This window comes from Candidatus Nitrososphaera gargensis Ga9.2 (genome assembly GCF_000303155.1).
Taxonomy (GTDB): Archaea; Thermoproteota; Nitrososphaeria; order Nitrososphaerales; family Nitrososphaeraceae; genus Nitrososphaera; species Nitrososphaera gargensis.
The window spans coordinates 1,080,536-1,097,288 of record NC_018719.1 but is presented as its reverse complement, the minus strand read 5'-3'; the positions used below and the strand labels follow the sequence as shown (position 1 = coordinate 1,097,288).

The following is a 16,753-nucleotide window of genomic DNA, read 5'->3' as shown; positions in this document are numbered from 1 at the left end:
TCTAGCGCTTGGAATGGCTCTGATCGTTCCACTTTTTGTCGTAAAAAATCGTCGCCTGACGAGGCCCCTTATTTGCCCACAACATGCGACGTTTGACCGATCAAATGAGAGACAGATGCAGAAAAACCGGCAAATTTTATGATACATCCAGATATCTTTTGCTCCGTTCTAGCGTACATGGGGTGTTCTGAAACGGCGAACAGGCTCCCGGGCGGTGTTCTGAAACCTAGGCTTACCTAATCCATCATAGTAAACAATTCCGAAATGTCGGAACAAAAGAAGACAAACAGACGCATGTTTGCCTTGATTGCAGGCATACTTGCAATCAGCATGGTGGCAGCCAGCATCGCTGGCGGCCAGATGCTAAGTGCGCAGGCACAGAACTCAGACGATCCAATGCCAGTAGACTTGGAGTGTGAAACTGGCGCCGAAGTCTGTGAACAAGAGATAAAGAATGTTGTGCAGTCCGTAGTCTCAACGTCAGGCACAGCAACAGTGAAGGTCATCCCTGACAAAGTATCCGTGACAATCGGAGTAGAGACCCGCGGCGAGACTGCAGAACAAGCTGCGGCGGCAAACGCAGAGCTGATGGAAAAGGTCCTGGCGGCTCTAAGAGATCTTGGCATACCTGAAGACCAGATAAGCACAAACTGGTACAGCGTGTGGCCGGTGTACGAAATGAGGTCGCCGCCATGCATCGAGATCTACCCGCAGCCTCCTGAATGCGCTCCAAAGAACGAGATCACAGGCTATGTAGCATCGAACAGCGTGACAGTAACGCTGGACGCTGACGAGGACGTAGGCAAGGTGATCGACACTGCGGTTGCAGCTGGTGCGACCAGCGTGAACGGCGCGTACTTCTTTGTCTCCAGCGAGAGGCAGGAAGAGATCCGCGGAGGCCTGATCGCTGACGCAATCGCCAACGCAAGGAGCCGCGCAGACAAGGCAGCAGCCGCAGCCAACATGGAGATCACAGGAGTCAAGTCAATCAACCTGAACGACATGTACTTCCCGGTCATCTACAAGGAGCTTGCGCAGGCAGACAGAGGAACATCATCATCGTCAACCCCGATACTTCCGGGCCAGCAAGAAATCTCGATGACCGTTCAGGTCACCTTCCGCATGAGCTAAATGGGCTTTCTCCCTCACCCTTTTCTTTTTCTAAAATCTTTTTAGCAGGCCGCAGACAATTTTCTCTACTGATTTGGATCCTGAGAAAGAAAGGACAGCAGAGCAGATAATTTCGCATGAGGTAGACGCTATCGCCAGCAACTCTGCACGTATCAAGGAGAACAGCTGTGCTGCCTGCCACGTACTTTTTACGCTTGTTGGCAGGATGAACCTGAGCGAAACTGATGCGGCAGACCTGCTGACAGAAGTGCTTCTGGTAAAGCCCGAACTCAACGACCGCTTTATCGAGATGGTGGAGAACGTTCACATGAAGCAGAGGATGATGGGAGTGACTTTTGCGATAAAGACAAGGGAAGCAAAGGATAGGTACATTGACTCGCAATTCAAGAACACGCTTGATGAACTGCTGGCAGACACTGCAAATTATGGGGCGGGTATTGTGCTCCGCAAGCTGGTCATGTCGTACATTGCACTTGAAATGGCGCAGAACATAGGCATCGATTACCACGCGGCCACTGAAGAATTGTATTACTACATGAGAAAGCGCGACGAAGAGACGCACACCGCTCTGATGAAGCTTGTCCGGTCGATGATAGAGAAGAGGAGCAGATACAATAGATGACAGAAGAAAAGGTGTTCGAGCTAGAGGACTTGGTCGCGCAGCTGGAAAAAGAAGGCGGCTATTTCCTTGACTTTTTAAAAATACGGAATCTTGAGGCGGGCATAATCGTGCTTCATCCCGGGGAAAAGGACACGCAGGAGCCACACTCGGCAGACGAGCTCTACTACGTTATTGAGGGAAGTGGCTTTATGGAGCTTGGCAGGAGCAAGTGGCAGCCGGTAAAAAAGGGCTCGATAATATTCGTGCCAGCAGGAATGCATCATAGGTTCTACGGCAACACAGAGGATCTGGTAGTGCTTTACATGTTCGCAGAAGAGTCCACAGGTTGAACCAACAGCTTTGTATTGAGGATGCTTGCAGACCATATTATGGTTCCAATATCCTTCTTGCTGGTCATTGGCGGACTGGTACTTGTAGTGCTGCTTTTCTCATTCTATATCTTCCCAGATATCATCTGCCCGTCAGTCCCGGATGCTGGCGGCCAGACAAACGCCAATGACCCCATCATAGGGTTCTGCTCGGTCTTCAAATAAAAATAGGGACGTAGAATAGAAAGATACAAAAGAGCCCTCCATTGCATCAAGAGCAAATATGCCAATTACGGATGCAGCAAAGAAACAGATCGCGCAGCAGCGCAAGCTGTTCTTCAAGATATGCTTCAAGTGTGGTGGCAAGAACCCAATCTCGGCCTCAAGGTGCAGGAAGTGCCACGGAAGCCAGATGAGGCTGAAGAACAGGACGCTTGGAGCGAAGAAGTAAAAAATCCTTTTTCTTTTACCTTATTTGTAAGTGTGAATATGGATATCTGGACTTGTGAGTTTACTACATCCAAAACTGTGTCCAGATTTCAATTAGTTTGTTTTTCCATGAATTCCACCTATAGAACTAAAATCTATAGTGATGTACCTTAAATGCTAGGCGCACAATGAATGATTATGATAGTTGATGATGATGAGATTTACCATTTGCCGGAAGTAGTGCTAAGGTTAAGCAAATCTATACGCCACTGCGAAGTAGTAGACAGGTCTGGCAACATCGTTGCAAGCAAGGCAAGAAATGACCTACAACCTTTTACAGATGAAAACGGACATAGACAGGCACTAGAGGCTGCAATGCGCTATTTTAGAACGCCTTCATGGGCGCGCAATATAGGCAAAATGTACTACAATGCCAGCAGGTACGAAAAAGTGATTGGCGCAGTAATACCCATAGCAGATAGATACCTGTTGCTTGTGTCGTTTGACCACAATATGAACGACTTTGACAAAATCATTATGAAAAAAATAATGCTGCTTGTGAAGCGCATTTCTGAAAGCAGGCTTTAGGCTGAATAGAGAACACATTTTCAGATATTTCTACTAGCACTGCACACCAAATGTGTTTTATAGATATATCCTGAAAAGCCATGTTAGTTGCCTAAACCACAGAAAGCGTTAGGAATTGAGTGTCTAGACAAGATTTATTTTTGTACAAAATGCAATGCTTGCTTCCTGTTCAAATCTGACACGGAAGATCATGATCTATTCTTTGGCCATAGCGAATTTTCGACAATCCCGTTCGAATAACTGCCTGGCAGAGGCAGGGCCCAAAACTCACACTTTTATCTTTTTAGAGAGCCATCTATAGGCACACATACGATCTTGAGTAAAAGAGTGGATGGGGAGAGATTTGAACTCTCGACCACCTGTGTGTGAGACAGGTATCCTAACCAGGCTAGACTACCCATCCATCCACCTTTCTGTGGTTTTGCCAGCACGATAATTAATACTATGTCCCTTCGGCAAATCCTTCCAAGTACGCCTTTTGCGCCGGCGTCAGCGAATCGATCTCGACTCCCATCGACTGCAGCTTGGCAAGTGCGATCTCTTGATCCTGCGCCTTGTCGATATTGTAGACCAAAGGCTTCATAGTCTGACCCTGCTGAGCCAGCTTTAACACGGCAAGGAACTGGTTTGCAAAGCTCATGTCCATCACTTCTGATGGGTGGCCTTCTGCTGCCGCCAGGTTCACGAGCCGGCCTTCGCCAATGAGATATACCCGCTTCCCGTTCTTTAGTGAATACTGCATCGTGTGGTCGTTGATCTCTTTTTTCTGCACGGTCTGGCTTTCAATGCCGGGTATCGAAATCTCAACGTTAAAGTGGCCGGCGTTGGCGAGGATTGCGCCGTCCTTCATCTTAGCAATGTCCCTGTCGACAATGACGTCCTTGCAGCCCGTTGTTGTAACAAAGATGTCGCCTATTTCTGCAGCCTTGTTCATTTTGGCAACAGAGTAGCCGTCCAGCTTGGCCTTGAGGGCGGCTATAGGATCAACTTCGGTGACGATGACGTTTGCGCCAAGGCCGGCAGCCCTTCTGGCAACCCCCTTGCCGACGTGCCCATAGCCGGCAATGACGACGTTCTTGCCGGATACCAGTATATTTGTGGCCCGTATTATTCCGTCAAGGGCCGACTGGCCCGTGCCGTAAATGTTGTCAAAGTCGTGTTTTGTTTCAGCGTCGTTGACTGCAATTATAGGATAAGCAAGCTTGCCTGCCTTTTGCATGGCGCGCAACCTGATAACGCCGGTAGTGGTTTCCTCGGTGCCCCCGCGGATCGACTTTGGCATTCCCTTGTGCATTTCAACTGTGAGGTCAGCGCCGTCGTCAATCGTGACGTGTGGGTCAAGTTTCATCGCAGAGTGGATGTCGTCATAATATTCCTTTGAAGTTACCCCCCTGCTTGCAAATATCGCGATGCCCTCGTCTTTGGCTAGGGATGCCGCGACATCGTCCTGCGTGCTCAACGGGTTGCAGCCGCACCATGAAAGCTCGGCGCCGGCCGCTTTGAGCGTCCTGACAAGGACGCCTGTCTCCTTTGTCACATGCAGGCACCCGGCGACCCTGATGCCCTTCAATGGCTTGGTCTTTTCGTATTTCTGGCGCAGCGCCACCAGCACGGGCATATGGGCCTCTGCCCAGTCAATGCGATTCTTGCCTTCCTCGGCAAGTGCAAGGTCTTTGACACGGAATTCCATTCGAATGAGAAAATATACATGCCATATATTAGTTCTACAGCAGCCCCCTTGAGCGCATTATCTCCATTACCTGCTCATCAGAGACTGGCGCAAACTCCTCGTAAAACTGCCCTACAGACGTAAAGTCCCGTGGCGTGGCAAGCACAACGACAGAGTCGGCTTCCTGCTCAAGCGCTTCGACAGATTGTGAGGGCGCAACCGGCACGGCAACTATGAGCCTTGAAGGACTCTGCTTCCTTGCCCACCTTGCAGACGCAATGACTGTGGCTCCGGTGGCTATCCCGTCGTCCACCAGAATCGTGTTCTTGCCGGCTATGCGGTAGGCGCCGGGTTTTCGATAGGCTGCCGACCTTCGTCTTATCTCTGCGGCCTGGCGCGCCGTTTCACTTTCGACGTAGTCTTGTGAGATGCGTAGCGCATCGACAATGTAACGGTTGATGTACGACGTTCCGTCCTCCATCACAGCCCCTATCGCAAGCTCCTCATTCCCTGGCGCGCCGAGTTTCCGCGGTATCACGATGTCAAAGTCCGCGCCAAGCTTTTTTGCTACAATGTTTGCAAGTATCACTCCTCCACGCGGGATGCCAAGCACTATAACATGGGTGTGCGAGGTTTTTGCCAGCCTCTCTGCAAGAAGGTTGCCTGCGTCGACCCTGTCGCGGAACTTCTTCATGCTGTAATTTCGCCCTCCATTGTTTTAAGTCTTGGCACTCCCACAAAAACTATAATTCAGTGGACAAGTTGCAAACATACCTGTGCGCAAGCTACAGATCTCGGTGATTGGCTACAACAAGGACTGCACTGAAAATGCAAGAAAGGTGGCCTATGAAGTGGGCAAGGAGATTGCGAAGGCAGAAGCAGTTCTAGTGTGCGGCGGCCTTGGAGGCGTCATGGAGTCTGCCTGCAGGGGTGCAAAAGAGAACGGCGGCACTACTGTCGGCATAATACCACAGGAAGAATTCTCGTATGCAAACCAATACTGCGACATCGTGGTGTGCACCGGCATTGGCTATGCCAGAGACTTTATTGTCGCGTCGTCCGGCGACGGCATAATCGCTGTTGGAGGCGGCGTCGGGACGCTGATTGAACTAGGAGTCGGATACATGACGAAAAAGATCATCGTGGCTATGGCTGGGAGCGGAGGTGTGGCCGACATGTACGGCGGCAAGTTTTTGGATGAGCGCAAAAGGGCACAAATAGTAATTGCAAAAGACGCAAAAGAAGCTGTACAGGTGATTCTAGAAAAATACCATAACTGGCAAAAACACCAATAGAGTTCCGGAAGTCCACCTGCAGGTTTTCATAAATATTATCAGTTGCAATACATACATGATCGAACTCCGATGCCCCAATTGCAAGAGTGTGGCAGTACAACGGCCACGCCAAGTTTTATACCCATTGCCCACAATACTCAAAAACAGTATGAATTGCACGCCCTAGAAATTAGGGCAGAAACAATCCTCGGATAAGAGGCTTCAAAACACAATAACAACATGATTGAGTCTGGAAAAGTAAAATGCCGAACTGGCGCTCGAAGACATGTGGCTTGCCCTCAAGATTGCCATGACAGGTTCCGTAGCAACCCCGTGGTTTGCCCTTGCCATCGCAGGTTTAGACTGTTACACATGTTCCGTAGAACATGTGTCTTACCTGTGCGCCTAGAGATGGCAGCTGTCACGTCTTTGGACGCAGCGAGCCTTTACCCGTTGCGCAGATTCTGCGTGACAGATCGTTCCTCTCTTTCGGCCAGTTGGCACTCTATTATACGACTCGTACGCATTTAAGATTTTCTGTATATGCTTATAGAAGGACTTACCCCCCTCGATAGTTGACGAGGTACTGGTCAGGCTCGTAGAACGACCCATGCTTTGCCGCAAGGTCTCTTAGCGTGTTGACCACGTTGCTCGGACCAAAGTCCCGCACGGTGGCAAACAGCTCTTTCTTCAGCCCCATGCCAAGCTTCAGCGCCTTTTCCAGATCCTCTTTGCTGCAGACCCTGCTTGAAATGAGCCAGGCGGCATTATTGGCTGCCACCGCAAGCAGAGCGATCGGGTTATACTTTGCGGCTTCCTGCTCTGTCAGGTTTATGCGCTCGTACTTGTCGCCCTTGTATTCGTAAAAGCCCTTGCCCGTCTTCTGGCCGAGGCTCTTTTCATCAAACAGCTGCTTTACTTTTGGATGCGGGCGTATGACCTTGCTGTCCCGGGAATGCATCTCGACAGTTGCCTTGTGAATAACATCAAGGCCAGTATAGTCAGCAAGCTCGAATATCCCCATTGGGAAGGCCATCTTGAACTTGACCGCAGAGTCGATAGTGGTCATTGGCACGTTATTGTCCCTTTCTTGGCAGTAGACTGCTTCGTGCACGAGCGGGATAAAGACGCGGTTTACGATAAAGCCGGCGACATCCTTTTTGCAGAGAACCGGCTGCTTGCCCACCTTTTGCACAAATCCCATTGCCATGTCAACCATGCTCTGGTTGGTCCGGCCGCCGGGTATCACCTCGACCAGCGGCATCAGTTGTGGCGGGTTGAAAAAGTGCAGGCCGATAAAGCGGTCTGGCCTGCTCGTAAGCGCCGCCATCTCAGTTATCGGAAGCGTGCTCGTGTTTGAAGCGTAAAGTGTCTTGGCCTCTGCAAAACTATCGACCTCCGCGTACACCTTTTTCTTCAGGTTCATGTCCTCCGGCACAGCTTCGATGAGCAGGTCTGTGCCCTTTAGCGCCTGCTTCAGGTCTACTATGGGCGTGATGCGCGCAAAGATCCTGTCGGCGTCTGCCTGCGACAGCTTTTGTTTTTCAACCATCTTACTGAGCGACCACTTGATCTTTTCCATCGCCTTATCAAGGAACGACTGCTCGATATCGCGAAGAACAACGTTGTACCCGGCCATCGCGGAAACCTGCGCAATGCCGTGGCCCATCACGCCAGAGCCAAGGACGGTTATCTTGTTGATTGTTGAGAGCGACATTACAACAGAGGCATGGCTCTCAGGTAATTTTTAATGTTACTAATATCGAGCATCACCTTTAAAGCCAGACCCATGCCATATTGTTACGGTTGGACCTAGAGCGCTTTACAGCCGACGTGACATCGCTTTCAGGCAGGATGTCTGCCGGCGAGTCCGAGGAAGTGGTGCAGAGGATGGACTTTGTAAAGAACCGACTCATTGACCTGTATAGCCGCAACCTTGTCAAGATAAACCACTCTGCGATGGAGCTCGTGTGCGCCAAGCACCTGATCCACTATGGCTATCAGGTCGATGTGGAAAAGCAGTTAACAGACATTCTGGTCTGCGACGTGTATGCGGAAAAGGGCGACGGGGCAGCCATTGTTGAAATCGAGACCGGCTTTATCCCGCCAGAGCATGCGCTTGACCCGCTGTCGTACTATGCTGCAAGGATAGCAAGCAAGATCGGGCGCTACAGCAAGTACGCCAACAAGTTTGTCCTTGCCACCCCTCCAGTCAGCGTCCTTCCAATACCTGAGCTGTTCAGGCGGCCCCCAAAGGACAGGCGGGCGAGCGAGATCAAGGAGGTCAAGGCGCTGTGCGACAGGTATTACAAGAACCCGCCGGTGACAGAGGACGAGATACTTAACGGCCGGCTGCACGTCATTTACATCATAAACATCGACGCAGGCAAGGTAGTCGAGATGGACGTTGACTCGTACTTCGATCAAGTGGGAGGCATGCTTTCCACAGGCATGGATCTATGACGGAAATTTTGTCAGCGTCCTTTGCCCGTGCGCTGGCCTCTTGTTGCTGCTGTCCCTTGCCGCAGGGGCGCGGACAGCAGCCTTTCTTTCGTTTCCGTCCTTTTCAATCGCCGCCTTGACCACTTTGAGCACGTTGTCGTCCTTGGTGCCGCTGACATAGACGACATATACGAGCGCCTGATCTTTTCCTTCTGTTTTTCTAACGACTCTCCCTATCCTCTGTGCTACCTGATTCATATTGGACGTGCTTGCGATAATGATGGCGATTCCCACCTGTGGCACGTCGTACCCAATTTCAAGCGTGTGCACGGACAGGAGCGGAAAGTAGTCCTTGCCCCAGCTCTCCAGTATCTCCTGTCGCTCCCTTGGCTTGATCCCATTATGGATTGTCTGTGCAGGTATGCCGCTATCCTCAAGCAGATCCTTCAACTGCTGAATAGAGTCGATAGTCTCGCTAAAGATCATGATGCGCTCGTTTGGATGGCGCCTGACAAGGTCTGCCGCCTTGAGCAGCTTTTGCTCAGTCGCGCTCAGAAGCTCTTTCCGCTTTCTCACGTGTGCAAACCACATTTTTGCCATCGATCCACGCGACCCGCCGCGCATCAGTATCTTTGTCATTTTCACCGGATCGTAGGCCTGCAGCTTTCTAGAGATGTCTTTTATGGCCGCGCTCGCTTCGTCATAGATCTTTTGCTCTTCCGGCGTAAAATTGACCTGAATGGGCTGGACAACCGGCTTTGCCAGCCTGCCATCGGTTACTGCGTCCTTTATCATATACTTTTTGACTGGTGGCGCCACCGTCAGTATCGTCTGGTATTTCGGGTCCTTTTCATTGATAGTGGCAGTGAGGCCGAGGATGGCCTTGGCCGGATCCTCAACAATAACATCAAATATGCTGTCAAACGCGACTGCACTCTCGCTTACAAGGTGCACTTCGTCAAGCACCACCATCCTTGCGCTCCGGATGAGGTGATGGTTGTTGATCGCGCTCTGGTATGTGCTTATCGTAATTTCACGTACGTCTTTGCGCTCGCCATAGTAGACCCCGATATAGTCGTCAGGTATGCTGTATGCCTGAAGGCGCCGGACGTTCTGCTCGACAAGCACGATCCTTGGCACAAGGAACAGGATCGGGAACCGGTCTTGTCCCGATAACTCGGCCGCTCGCCTTGCGCATTCAAACGCAATCTCAGTCTTGCCGGTGCCGGTGCTGAAAATGACAGAGCCTCTGCAGCCGTTCCCGATCCAAGCTTCTGCCGCTTCCAGCTGATCTTTTTTCAGCTCGAACGGGAACTGGATTGCAGATATCGCCGGCGGCAACGCAACAGCTGAACCCAAAGCGAATAAAAACTTTAATGATCTCGTGCCCGAAGATATCGCACAGTGAAGCCGCTTGTATACATGCTCAGGCAGGACGACCCATTCAAGTGCACAGCAGCAAAGCTTGCCAAGTTCCGTCTGGCAGAGCAAGTAAAGTTCATACGCAAAAACACCATTGTGCTCAATCCCTTTTCACGGACTCCAGTCACAAAGAACGACTCTGCAACGGCGGACTCGGTTTGCGCCATCGACTGCTCGTGGGAGCGAGCAGACGAGGTGCTAAAGAGCCAGCGGCTGATTTCGCAGGGCATCGGAAGGAGGCTGCCGGCGATGCTTGCCGCAAACCCTACCAACTATGCCAAGCTGGGCAAGCTATCAAGCGCAGAGGCCCTCGCAGGCGCGCTTTACATCTTGGGCGAAAAGAAACTGGCCGCAGAATTGATGGACAAGTTCAAGTGGGGCCACACATTTTTAGAGCTGAACTCCAGCCTGCTTGAGGACTATGCAAATGCAGACACGAAAGAGCAGGTAGAACAGCTGGAAAAAGAGTATTTCCCGCAGCTAGCCTAGGTTTTAATACTAATTCTGCACAACTTTTCTGTGCGAGCCAGTGGGCGGGTCACTCGAAAGAGAGGAAACTCCTCCCTCACTGCAGGCACCCGAATTAGCGATAATTAGCCGGAGACGGCTGGCGACGGAACAGACAAGAGATCCAGTCAGGGCGCACACGGTGATGGCGAATAGCCTGAGGTTCCTGATACTGGAATGAAACTGCCGACCCGGGTGGAGCAAGGCCAAACAGAGCCCAAGTCCCTGCAACAGCTCAGGTTGGCTGCTCAGCGGAATCCCGCTTAGAACAGAAGGAGGGTTACTGCTGGCACGCACAATTATTTTATTGGATAGCAAATCGCTAATTATAGGCATGCTATTAAAAAACAAGCGTTGTCACTTTTTTGACAACTCTACAGTGTTCTAATAACTGCCATCATAGAGCATATCTCCCTGTTGCACAGCAAATCAGACAAATGACAGAGCGGACCTACTTTTGCAAGAGCTGCAAAGCGATGCTATTCTCATTTTCAGACATGCGAAAGTATATGTCGCATAGACAGGCCACGAAGAAGAATATTATGTACATGTAAAGCGGTCCGAAACAGGATTTTATGGCTCTTGGCCATATCTCGCAGAATAGGCATGGCCTAATAAAATGTTCTATAATATATTTCTAGATACGATCCTAGTACATATCGAACCACCTATCGCTCACGTAACACATACAATAGCTCAAGCTCTGTCGGAATTGTTCATTTCTTTTTCACTGAATTCTTCATGGCCGGTCTGCACGGCATGCTGTTCTTTATCATATACGAAAGCAAATTTTGCGCCGCAGATGCGGCAAATGTACCACTTGAGCCTTTCTGGATCTCCTGACATTTGAATAAATGGAATGAAGCTCTAGAATGTTCATATTTAAGAGTCATGCATATGTTTTAACTAATAAAATTCTAGAAACCCCTCTCAAAAAGAGAGGTTGCATGTCCTACTTAATGTCATCGGACAGGTAACGCATCCAAATGCTAGACATGTCGCCTTAATTATGCTTGTTATTTTTGGTAAGCACTTCTTCTACTGGCACGCACTCAATCCAAATCGCGAATGTTCTTGTAGCCTGCGCCCTGTGCGCCAGCTCTCTCTTCTGTCACACGTATGTTCTGCTCGAAATCCGGCAGGTATGTCGCCTTTTGCCCGTACGGAGTCGACCTGAACGTTTCAAACTCGCGCATGTACTGCTCTCTTGCCGGCTGCGTCGTGTACGAATACCCCTTTGCGATGTCGTCGCTGCTCACCAAAAGCCAGAGAACCTTGCCGTCGTACGCGTCGGCCACATATTTTGGAATCCAGAACTTATCCTTGTCCACGACGCCCTTTTCAAGGCGGATATAGTCCTGTGTCACTTCTTTAATCTCCCCGAGGTCCTTGCCGTCGTTTGTCTTGACCCTCTTGCCCTTCAGCTGCTCCCAAAGGATCGTCGGACCGTCACTCATGCAATCGGCTGCGAAATATCTGCTATAAAGATTGGAGAAAAGAGTTCTGCAACTTGGCTATAGCGCATAGTTGCGGATCAATAGCTCCCAGTAGCCGGTACGCCTGGATCCCTTGCAGCTGATCGCGCGAAGCACACGCACTCTGCTCTGGTCAAACCCAGAGTAAAGCTCCCTTGTGAGCTTGGTGTCAGAGTTGCTCAGCAGCACCTTGCATCCTTTGTTATCAAGCTCACGGAACACCTGTGCAAGTTCAATCTGGTCCTCTTTCCCAAAGCCATTTTTAGTATAGTCGACAAAGTGGGCTGTCTCACTCAGAGGGTTGAACGGCGGATCCAGATAGACAAAGTCACCTTCGCGCGCCTTTTTCAGCGCATGCTTGTAGTCACATGCGACGATCTTGGCATCAGAGTAGTTCAAGGCAATGCTGGCTCTGCGTAGCTGATCCCTGTCGCAGACGGCGGGGTTGCTGTACCTTCCAATTGGCACGTTGAACTCCCCGCTTCTGTTTACTCTGTAGAGGCCGTTGTAGCAAGTCTTGTTGAGCGCGATGAACCTTGCGGCAGACTTCATGTCACCATCTGGCCGTGCGGATCGGAGCTGGTAATAATACTCTGCCGGCGCCCTCTTGTAGTTTTTTTCGTGTTTTTCAAGCAGGCCGATCAGCCCTTCAACGTCGCGTTTTACCATGTTGTATGCATTGACAAGCTCACGGTTTGCGTCTGAAAGGTGCGCGCTGAACTGCAACCTTGAGGCAAGGTGGAAAAAGAGCGCGCCGCCTCCAAGGAAAGGCTCAAAGTACCTTACGAACTGCGGTATGTGGGCATCAAGTATTGGCAGCAGTTGGGTTTTCCCGCCGGCCCATTTGACAAAAGGTGCAGCCTCTTTCAGTCCGATCTGCGACTTGACGGCCTGCATCCACTTTTCCAGAATTGGATGATTTTATTAAAACTTTGCCAAAGGGTTTTTGCAGCAGTTCTAGGGTTCAGGCGGGCGGGTTCTGAGCCAAGAGCCTGCGCAGGTAGCTGTCTATGTTTCGCATCATCGTAGGGTCACCTTCCACCTTGGACTTGAGCTTGTTGTTGGTGTACCTGACATCAACATAATTGAGGGTGTCATTGGACGGATAGTATTCGTAGTCGATAATGACCTGTGACACCCCGCCGTTAATCCTAAAGTCAAGCGACACCCGCCCACGGATGAGAATTGGCGGCGCCTTCTTGGTGTCAGCCTGTAAGTCGTATAGCATCATTTTTGAATGGCCGAACTGCCGCTTGTGATCCTCTACATCTGAATTGAAGGCAAAACTGCGTCCGCATTCACGGCACAGCCACACGACATTCAGATCATCCGGATGCATCTACCCGATATCAACCGGGCAATTAATGGATTTAAAGAGTAGACAGCGATGTCATATTCGTTTTATTTAGAGCGTTGCTCTTGTTAATCGTGTCCCGAGCATCGTATAATAAGCAATACAAGTTTATCAACCAGCAATAGCTTTAAGGGGTTGGGTGGCAGAGGCTTAGCACAAACTCGTCCTGAGAAGTCCAAGAAATACAACTACCGTGTTTATGACGACCAGACCATAGAAAACATGATCCACTATTACAAGGTCGATGGAAATTTTGACTCTGCTAAAATACATAAAAAACCGCAGCCTGCGAGAAGATGTGCTGTATAAAATAATCTTAATACCATCTCCATCCAATGAACTGTATATATATGCACCGGGCGGTCATTTTTGCCGGCATCGTAGCAGCCGTGGCAGCAGTAGCTGGCTATATCGTGTATCAGCAGATTAACAGGCCGCCGTTTGCGCTTGAAGTTGACGCGATAAAGGATACTACGGATATCGGGATCCAGTACAGGATAAGGATGACCAACGTAGGCACACAACAACTGACAGGCATCATTGTAGAGCTGGGCGCAAATGACATCCAAGAAAAATCATTTCTGAATCCGGGGCAGTCATATTACTTCTATCCTGACCCCGAAACTCAGGTCTCCAAGGTAAGGGTCAAGACAAACGAAGGGATCATGATCGAAAGCGACTACCGCTCGCCCACCAAAGTCCTCGGCCTGCCGGGAGCCGGCAGATAATATAAATGAGAAAAAACAGAAGCACTGCTTGGCGTGACACTGATATTTCCAGATTCGGCCGAGTCGGCGAGCCTTGCCGCTAAGTATGGCTATGACAGATGGCTTGTTAGCCGGTTTCTGGAATACGTGCCGGACATACAGGATTTTATGGACAGGATGGAGAGGCCGCCGACGCAATACATCAGGGTCAATACGCTCAAGATAGGCAGAGACGAGCTTGAAGCCCGCCTGCGCTCAAAAGGGTTTGAGCTGAAAAGAACCGTCATCCCAGAAGTGCTTGCGGTGGAAAAGGCACCGATGGCAACCGGCGCGACGAACGAATACCTCCTTGGCCACTATTACATCCAAGATCTCAGCTCATGCATGGCGGTTGATGCACTTGATGTTTCAAAGGATCAGATAGTGCTCGACATAGCGGCGGCGCCGGGCGGCAAAACGACATTCATGGCACAGAGGATGGAAAATACCGGCTCGATAGTTGCGCTTGAGCCCAATGACAGGAGGGCTAGGGCAATGTCGTTCAACCTTGCGCGCTGCGGAGTGTACAACACGTGCATACTGAGGATGGATGGGCTAGAAGTGGAAAAACTGCAGGCAAAATTTGACAGGGTCCTGCTTGACGCTCCGTGCAGCTGTGAAGGCGTGATAGCAAAGGACACAACAAGGAAGACAAGCCACACGCGGCAGGACATTGATTTCTGCGCAAGTAGACAGGACAGGTTGATCGAAGCAGCGGCAAGAATGGTAAAGGCCGGCGGCATTTTGGTTTACTCGACCTGCTCGTTTGCTCCAGAAGAAAATGAAATGGTGGTGGATAGACTCTTGCAGAAATTTGACAACATCACGATCGAGCCTCTGAAATATGGTACCAGTGGGCTGACAAGGTTTGGCGACATAGTGTTTGATGGCCGGCTAAAAAACGCCCGGCGCCTATACCCACACATACATGACACCACTGGCTTTTTCATAGCGAGGCTGAAGGTTGGATGATGAATACATACCGCAGGCCATCAAGGGAAGAAAGGACGCGGATAAACAGGGCCCTTGACAGATGGGGAACTTTTGAGTTCTTTAAAGATAAATCGCTAATGATACAGGAAAATGACGATGGTGGCAGCAAGGCAGTGTGCTTTGTGCCCGGCGAGCTGGAACCATTTATGCGCATGCAGCCACCGTACCTTGCAGGGCTTGTCATTGGCGAGCTGAAAAAGCAGTTTGTACCTTCCATGGCAGGTGCCGACCTTTTCGCAAGGTCAGGCAAAAGGAATGAATTTTACATCGTCGTGAATGAAAATGCTGAAAAGCTGGTCCTCTACGGCAGGGACATTATGGGGGAGTCCATAGTGGAGGCATCTGACATGCTGGACGAAAACGAGCTCGTAATAGTGCTCAACAGAAGGCTTGAAGCCATAGGGATTGGGAGAACTAGGTTTGCAGGCAGGTCACTTTTGCAGAAGGGAAGGATAACGGTGACAACCGTAGCTGACGCGGGTTATTATCTAAGAGAAGAGGGCTAGGTTTCTGTAGGAACGTTGCTAAGCACAGAGTTGACATAATCGGCCGTTGTGTCGAGACGGGTGCAGATGATTTCAACAGACATGCCGCTGTCATATAGCTCGAATATCCGCTCATTGAGGTCGTATTTTGTCTCTTCTTCCGTCCTCATTAACTGGACAAGATTGATTTTAGATAATAGGCATTGTGATTGATATTGTATGTACCTGCTTGTGAAATAAAATTAAGTGGTGGGCAGGCGCAGCTCTTTCTCTTTCTACCTATTTTCTCGCCTTGAGTAGCACAAAGATGGCCACTGCACCCATCATGCCACCAAGAACCAAGAGCACTTGGATCGGGAATCCGCCAGTTGAGGTCTGCGCCCCTGCAGGAGCTTCAGCCGTAACTATTGCAAATTCGGCCCCTTCATTTTCCTGATGGTTTGCATACCCTGCAATCGTGATCTGGCCGCTTGGAGGTGGTGTGGTGGAATGAACATTTACTTGAGCTCCGTCAATAGTTGCATCTGCGTCCTTTTCAGTCTCGGTATGCGCGCCTTCCCTCAGACTGCTTTCACCAAGCGAATAGACAGATAGTGCCTTGGCACCACCTGTGTCCAATCCTACACTGGTTCCATAGGTTCCAACAGGATCAAACAACCTATGCCATGAGCCCATTGGGGCGTTAAAGTCATCAAAGTTCAATATTGGATCTTCCAATACAGTGCTAGCAGGGCTGTTAGCCAGTTTCTCTGCAATTGAAGGATACAATGCCTCCAAAAGACCTATCGGATAGTTGATATTTATTCTGCCGATATCAGGAGCGGTGACAACCAGCGGTTCTTGTACGACGATGCCCCTCCACTCAAGGTCGATAATATCGCCTGACGAGTCGGTGGTGATAAGATACCTTTCCAGGGTGGGCTGAAGATCAACTCTATAGGATATTAGCGTGCTCTGTGGACCCCCCCTCAGAACAGCAGTGTAAATGATTGCAGCCTGCTCTACTTGGACTGGGCTTTGAGCTGCTATGAACGCTCTGTTAACCGCACTGATAACCTCGCTCATTCCAGATTCGTCCTGGCTGCTGGTCGTTCCGTTCAGCTCAAACTGGATGCGCTCGTTCTTGCCGTTGAGTTCCTGTGCCAGCGAGCTGCCCTCAGGGTATCTAATGGTGACGGTCTTGACACCAATGTAAGACACTTTGGCATTGTCGGTCTGCGGAACAAGAGATGCTGATAAATCTGCTGCATATGCCTGTAAAACGAGACTAGATATCAAAAGAGCAGCAATTATTCCAGAAAGGACTGT

The 16,753-nt window shown here is 50.2% G+C and carries 22 protein-coding genes, 1 tRNA gene and 1 other RNA gene; 13 read left to right on the top strand and 11 right to left on the bottom strand.

Translation table 11 applies throughout. The features are described from left to right. Positions 1-264 precede the first annotated feature (264 nt). From NGAR_RS06515 to NGAR_RS06495, 6 genes are all read left to right on the top strand, one after another. On the top strand, positions 265-1,131 hold the full coding sequence (locus tag NGAR_RS06515) for an SIMPL domain-containing protein (protein WP_148681079.1): 867 nt from the start codon (positions 265-267) through the stop codon (positions 1,129-1,131). Positions 1,132-1,204: 73 nt separating this feature from the next. Then, positions 1,205-1,753 (top strand): hypothetical protein, encoded by a 549-nt coding sequence (locus NGAR_RS06510; RefSeq protein ID WP_015018881.1) that lies wholly within the window; start codon positions 1,205-1,207, stop codon positions 1,751-1,753. Next, on the top strand, positions 1,750-2,082 hold the full coding sequence (locus NGAR_RS06505; protein WP_015018880.1) for a cupin domain-containing protein: 333 nt from the start codon (positions 1,750-1,752) through the stop codon (positions 2,080-2,082). The genes NGAR_RS06510 and NGAR_RS06505 overlap by 4 nt, the downstream gene beginning before the upstream one ends. A 39-nt stretch (positions 2,083-2,121) precedes the next feature. Next, positions 2,122-2,286, top strand: a complete 165-nt coding sequence (locus tag NGAR_RS17350) for a hypothetical protein (protein ID WP_187147701.1) — start codon at positions 2,122-2,124, stop codon at positions 2,284-2,286. Between the two features lie 58 nt (positions 2,287-2,344). After that, a complete protein-coding gene (locus NGAR_RS06500) occupies positions 2,345-2,512 on the top strand; it encodes a 50S ribosomal protein L40e (protein ID WP_015018879.1) in 168 nt (55 codons plus the stop codon). A 176-nt stretch (positions 2,513-2,688) separates the two neighbouring features. Beyond that, a complete protein-coding gene (locus tag NGAR_RS06495; protein WP_015018878.1) occupies positions 2,689-3,078 on the top strand; it encodes a hypothetical protein in 390 nt (129 codons plus the stop codon). Positions 3,079-3,406: 328 nt separating this feature from the next. On the opposite strand, the gene NGAR_RS06490 is transcribed toward NGAR_RS06495, so the two are convergent. From NGAR_RS06490 to NGAR_RS06480, 3 genes are all read right to left on the bottom strand, one after another. Further along, positions 3,407-3,481, bottom strand: a tRNA-Val gene (locus tag NGAR_RS06490). 39 nt (positions 3,482-3,520) lie between these two features. Further along, a complete protein-coding gene (ahcY, locus tag NGAR_RS06485; protein ID WP_015018877.1) occupies positions 3,521-4,768 on the bottom strand; it encodes an adenosylhomocysteinase in 1,248 nt (415 codons plus the stop codon). Positions 4,769-4,802: 34 nt separating this feature from the next. Further along, on the bottom strand, positions 4,803-5,441 hold the full coding sequence (locus NGAR_RS06480; RefSeq protein ID WP_015018876.1) for a phosphoribosyltransferase: 639 nt from the start codon (positions 5,439-5,441) through the stop codon (positions 4,803-4,805). A gap of 82 nt (positions 5,442-5,523) precedes the next feature. Between NGAR_RS06480 and NGAR_RS06475 the strand changes: the two genes are divergently transcribed. Next, entirely contained in the window at positions 5,524-6,042 is a 519-nt protein-coding gene (locus NGAR_RS06475; RefSeq protein ID WP_015018875.1) for a TIGR00725 family protein, read from the top strand. Positions 6,043-6,580: 538 nt separating this feature from the next. On the opposite strand, the gene NGAR_RS06470 is transcribed toward NGAR_RS06475, so the two are convergent. After that, positions 6,581-7,738: a 3-hydroxyacyl-CoA dehydrogenase family protein gene (locus tag NGAR_RS06470; protein WP_015018874.1), complete on the bottom strand. Its 1,158-nt coding sequence runs from the start codon at positions 7,736-7,738 to the stop codon at positions 6,581-6,583. 89 nt (positions 7,739-7,827) lie between these two features. Here NGAR_RS06470 and NGAR_RS06465 point away from each other — a divergent pair, with 89 nt between their 5' ends. Beyond that, positions 7,828-8,484: a hypothetical protein gene (locus tag NGAR_RS06465; protein WP_015018873.1), complete on the top strand. Its 657-nt coding sequence runs from the start codon at positions 7,828-7,830 to the stop codon at positions 8,482-8,484. Here NGAR_RS06465 and NGAR_RS06460 read toward each other — a convergent pair. Beyond that, positions 8,479-9,822, bottom strand: coding sequence for a DEAD/DEAH box helicase (locus NGAR_RS06460; protein ID WP_015018872.1), 1,344 nt, complete (start codon positions 9,820-9,822; stop codon positions 8,479-8,481). The two genes, NGAR_RS06465 and NGAR_RS06460, sit on opposite strands and share 6 nt — an antisense overlap. A gap of 45 nt (positions 9,823-9,867) precedes the next feature. Between NGAR_RS06460 and NGAR_RS06455 the strand changes: the two genes are divergently transcribed. Beyond that, positions 9,868-10,374: a DUF367 family protein gene (locus tag NGAR_RS06455; protein ID WP_015018871.1), complete on the top strand. Its 507-nt coding sequence runs from the start codon at positions 9,868-9,870 to the stop codon at positions 10,372-10,374. A 32-nt stretch (positions 10,375-10,406) separates the two neighbouring features. After that, positions 10,407-10,687: RNase P RNA component (gene rnpB, locus NGAR_RS06450), an RNA gene on the top strand. Positions 10,688-11,088: 401 nt separating this feature from the next. On the opposite strand, the gene NGAR_RS17345 is transcribed toward rnpB, so the two are convergent. The 4 genes from NGAR_RS17345 to NGAR_RS06435 all read right to left on the bottom strand — a co-directional run bounded on the left by NGAR_RS17345 (position 11,089) and on the right by NGAR_RS06435 (position 13,206). Further along, positions 11,089-11,238 carry a hypothetical protein gene (locus NGAR_RS17345; protein ID WP_015018869.1) on the bottom strand — a complete coding sequence of 50 codons (150 nt, stop codon included), beginning with the start codon at positions 11,236-11,238 and terminating at the stop codon, positions 11,089-11,091. A gap of 206 nt (positions 11,239-11,444) precedes the next feature. Beyond that, entirely contained in the window at positions 11,445-11,849 is a 405-nt protein-coding gene (locus NGAR_RS06445) for a PRC-barrel domain-containing protein (protein ID WP_015018868.1), read from the bottom strand. A gap of 57 nt (positions 11,850-11,906) precedes the next feature. Beyond that, positions 11,907-12,764, bottom strand: coding sequence for a DNA adenine methylase (locus NGAR_RS06440; RefSeq protein WP_015018867.1), 858 nt, complete (start codon positions 12,762-12,764; stop codon positions 11,907-11,909). A gap of 67 nt (positions 12,765-12,831) precedes the next feature. Further along, positions 12,832-13,206, bottom strand: a complete 375-nt coding sequence (locus NGAR_RS06435) for a hypothetical protein (RefSeq protein WP_148681078.1) — start codon at positions 13,204-13,206, stop codon at positions 12,832-12,834. Positions 13,207-13,556: 350 nt separating this feature from the next. On the opposite strand from NGAR_RS06435, the gene NGAR_RS06430 reads away from it, so the two are divergent. Genes NGAR_RS06430 through NGAR_RS06420 form a run of 3 tightly spaced genes read left to right on the top strand, consistent with a single transcriptional unit; the run spans position 13,557 to position 15,466 of the window. Continuing rightward, positions 13,557-13,949 (top strand): hypothetical protein, encoded by a 393-nt coding sequence (locus NGAR_RS06430; protein WP_148681077.1) that lies wholly within the window; start codon positions 13,557-13,559, stop codon positions 13,947-13,949. 33 nt (positions 13,950-13,982) lie between these two features. After that, a complete protein-coding gene (locus tag NGAR_RS06425) occupies positions 13,983-14,939 on the top strand; it encodes an NOL1/NOP2/sun family putative RNA methylase (protein ID WP_015018864.1) in 957 nt (318 codons plus the stop codon). After that, positions 14,936-15,466 carry a PUA domain-containing protein gene (locus tag NGAR_RS06420; RefSeq protein ID WP_148681076.1) on the top strand — a complete coding sequence of 177 codons (531 nt, stop codon included), beginning with the start codon at positions 14,936-14,938 and terminating at the stop codon, positions 15,464-15,466. Before NGAR_RS06425 ends, NGAR_RS06420 begins: the two co-directional genes overlap by 4 nt. Here the strand turns inward: NGAR_RS06420 and NGAR_RS17340 are convergent. Together NGAR_RS17340 and NGAR_RS06415 are read right to left on the bottom strand one after the other, a co-directional pair. Next, positions 15,463-15,615: a hypothetical protein gene (locus tag NGAR_RS17340; RefSeq protein WP_187147700.1), complete on the bottom strand. Its 153-nt coding sequence runs from the start codon at positions 15,613-15,615 to the stop codon at positions 15,463-15,465. The genes NGAR_RS06420 and NGAR_RS17340 overlap by 4 nt on opposite strands. Before the next feature lie 109 nt (positions 15,616-15,724). Next, positions 15,725-16,645 carry a hypothetical protein gene (locus tag NGAR_RS06415; RefSeq protein WP_148681075.1) on the bottom strand — a complete coding sequence of 307 codons (921 nt, stop codon included), beginning with the start codon at positions 16,643-16,645 and terminating at the stop codon, positions 15,725-15,727. Positions 16,646-16,753 lie beyond the last annotated feature (108 nt).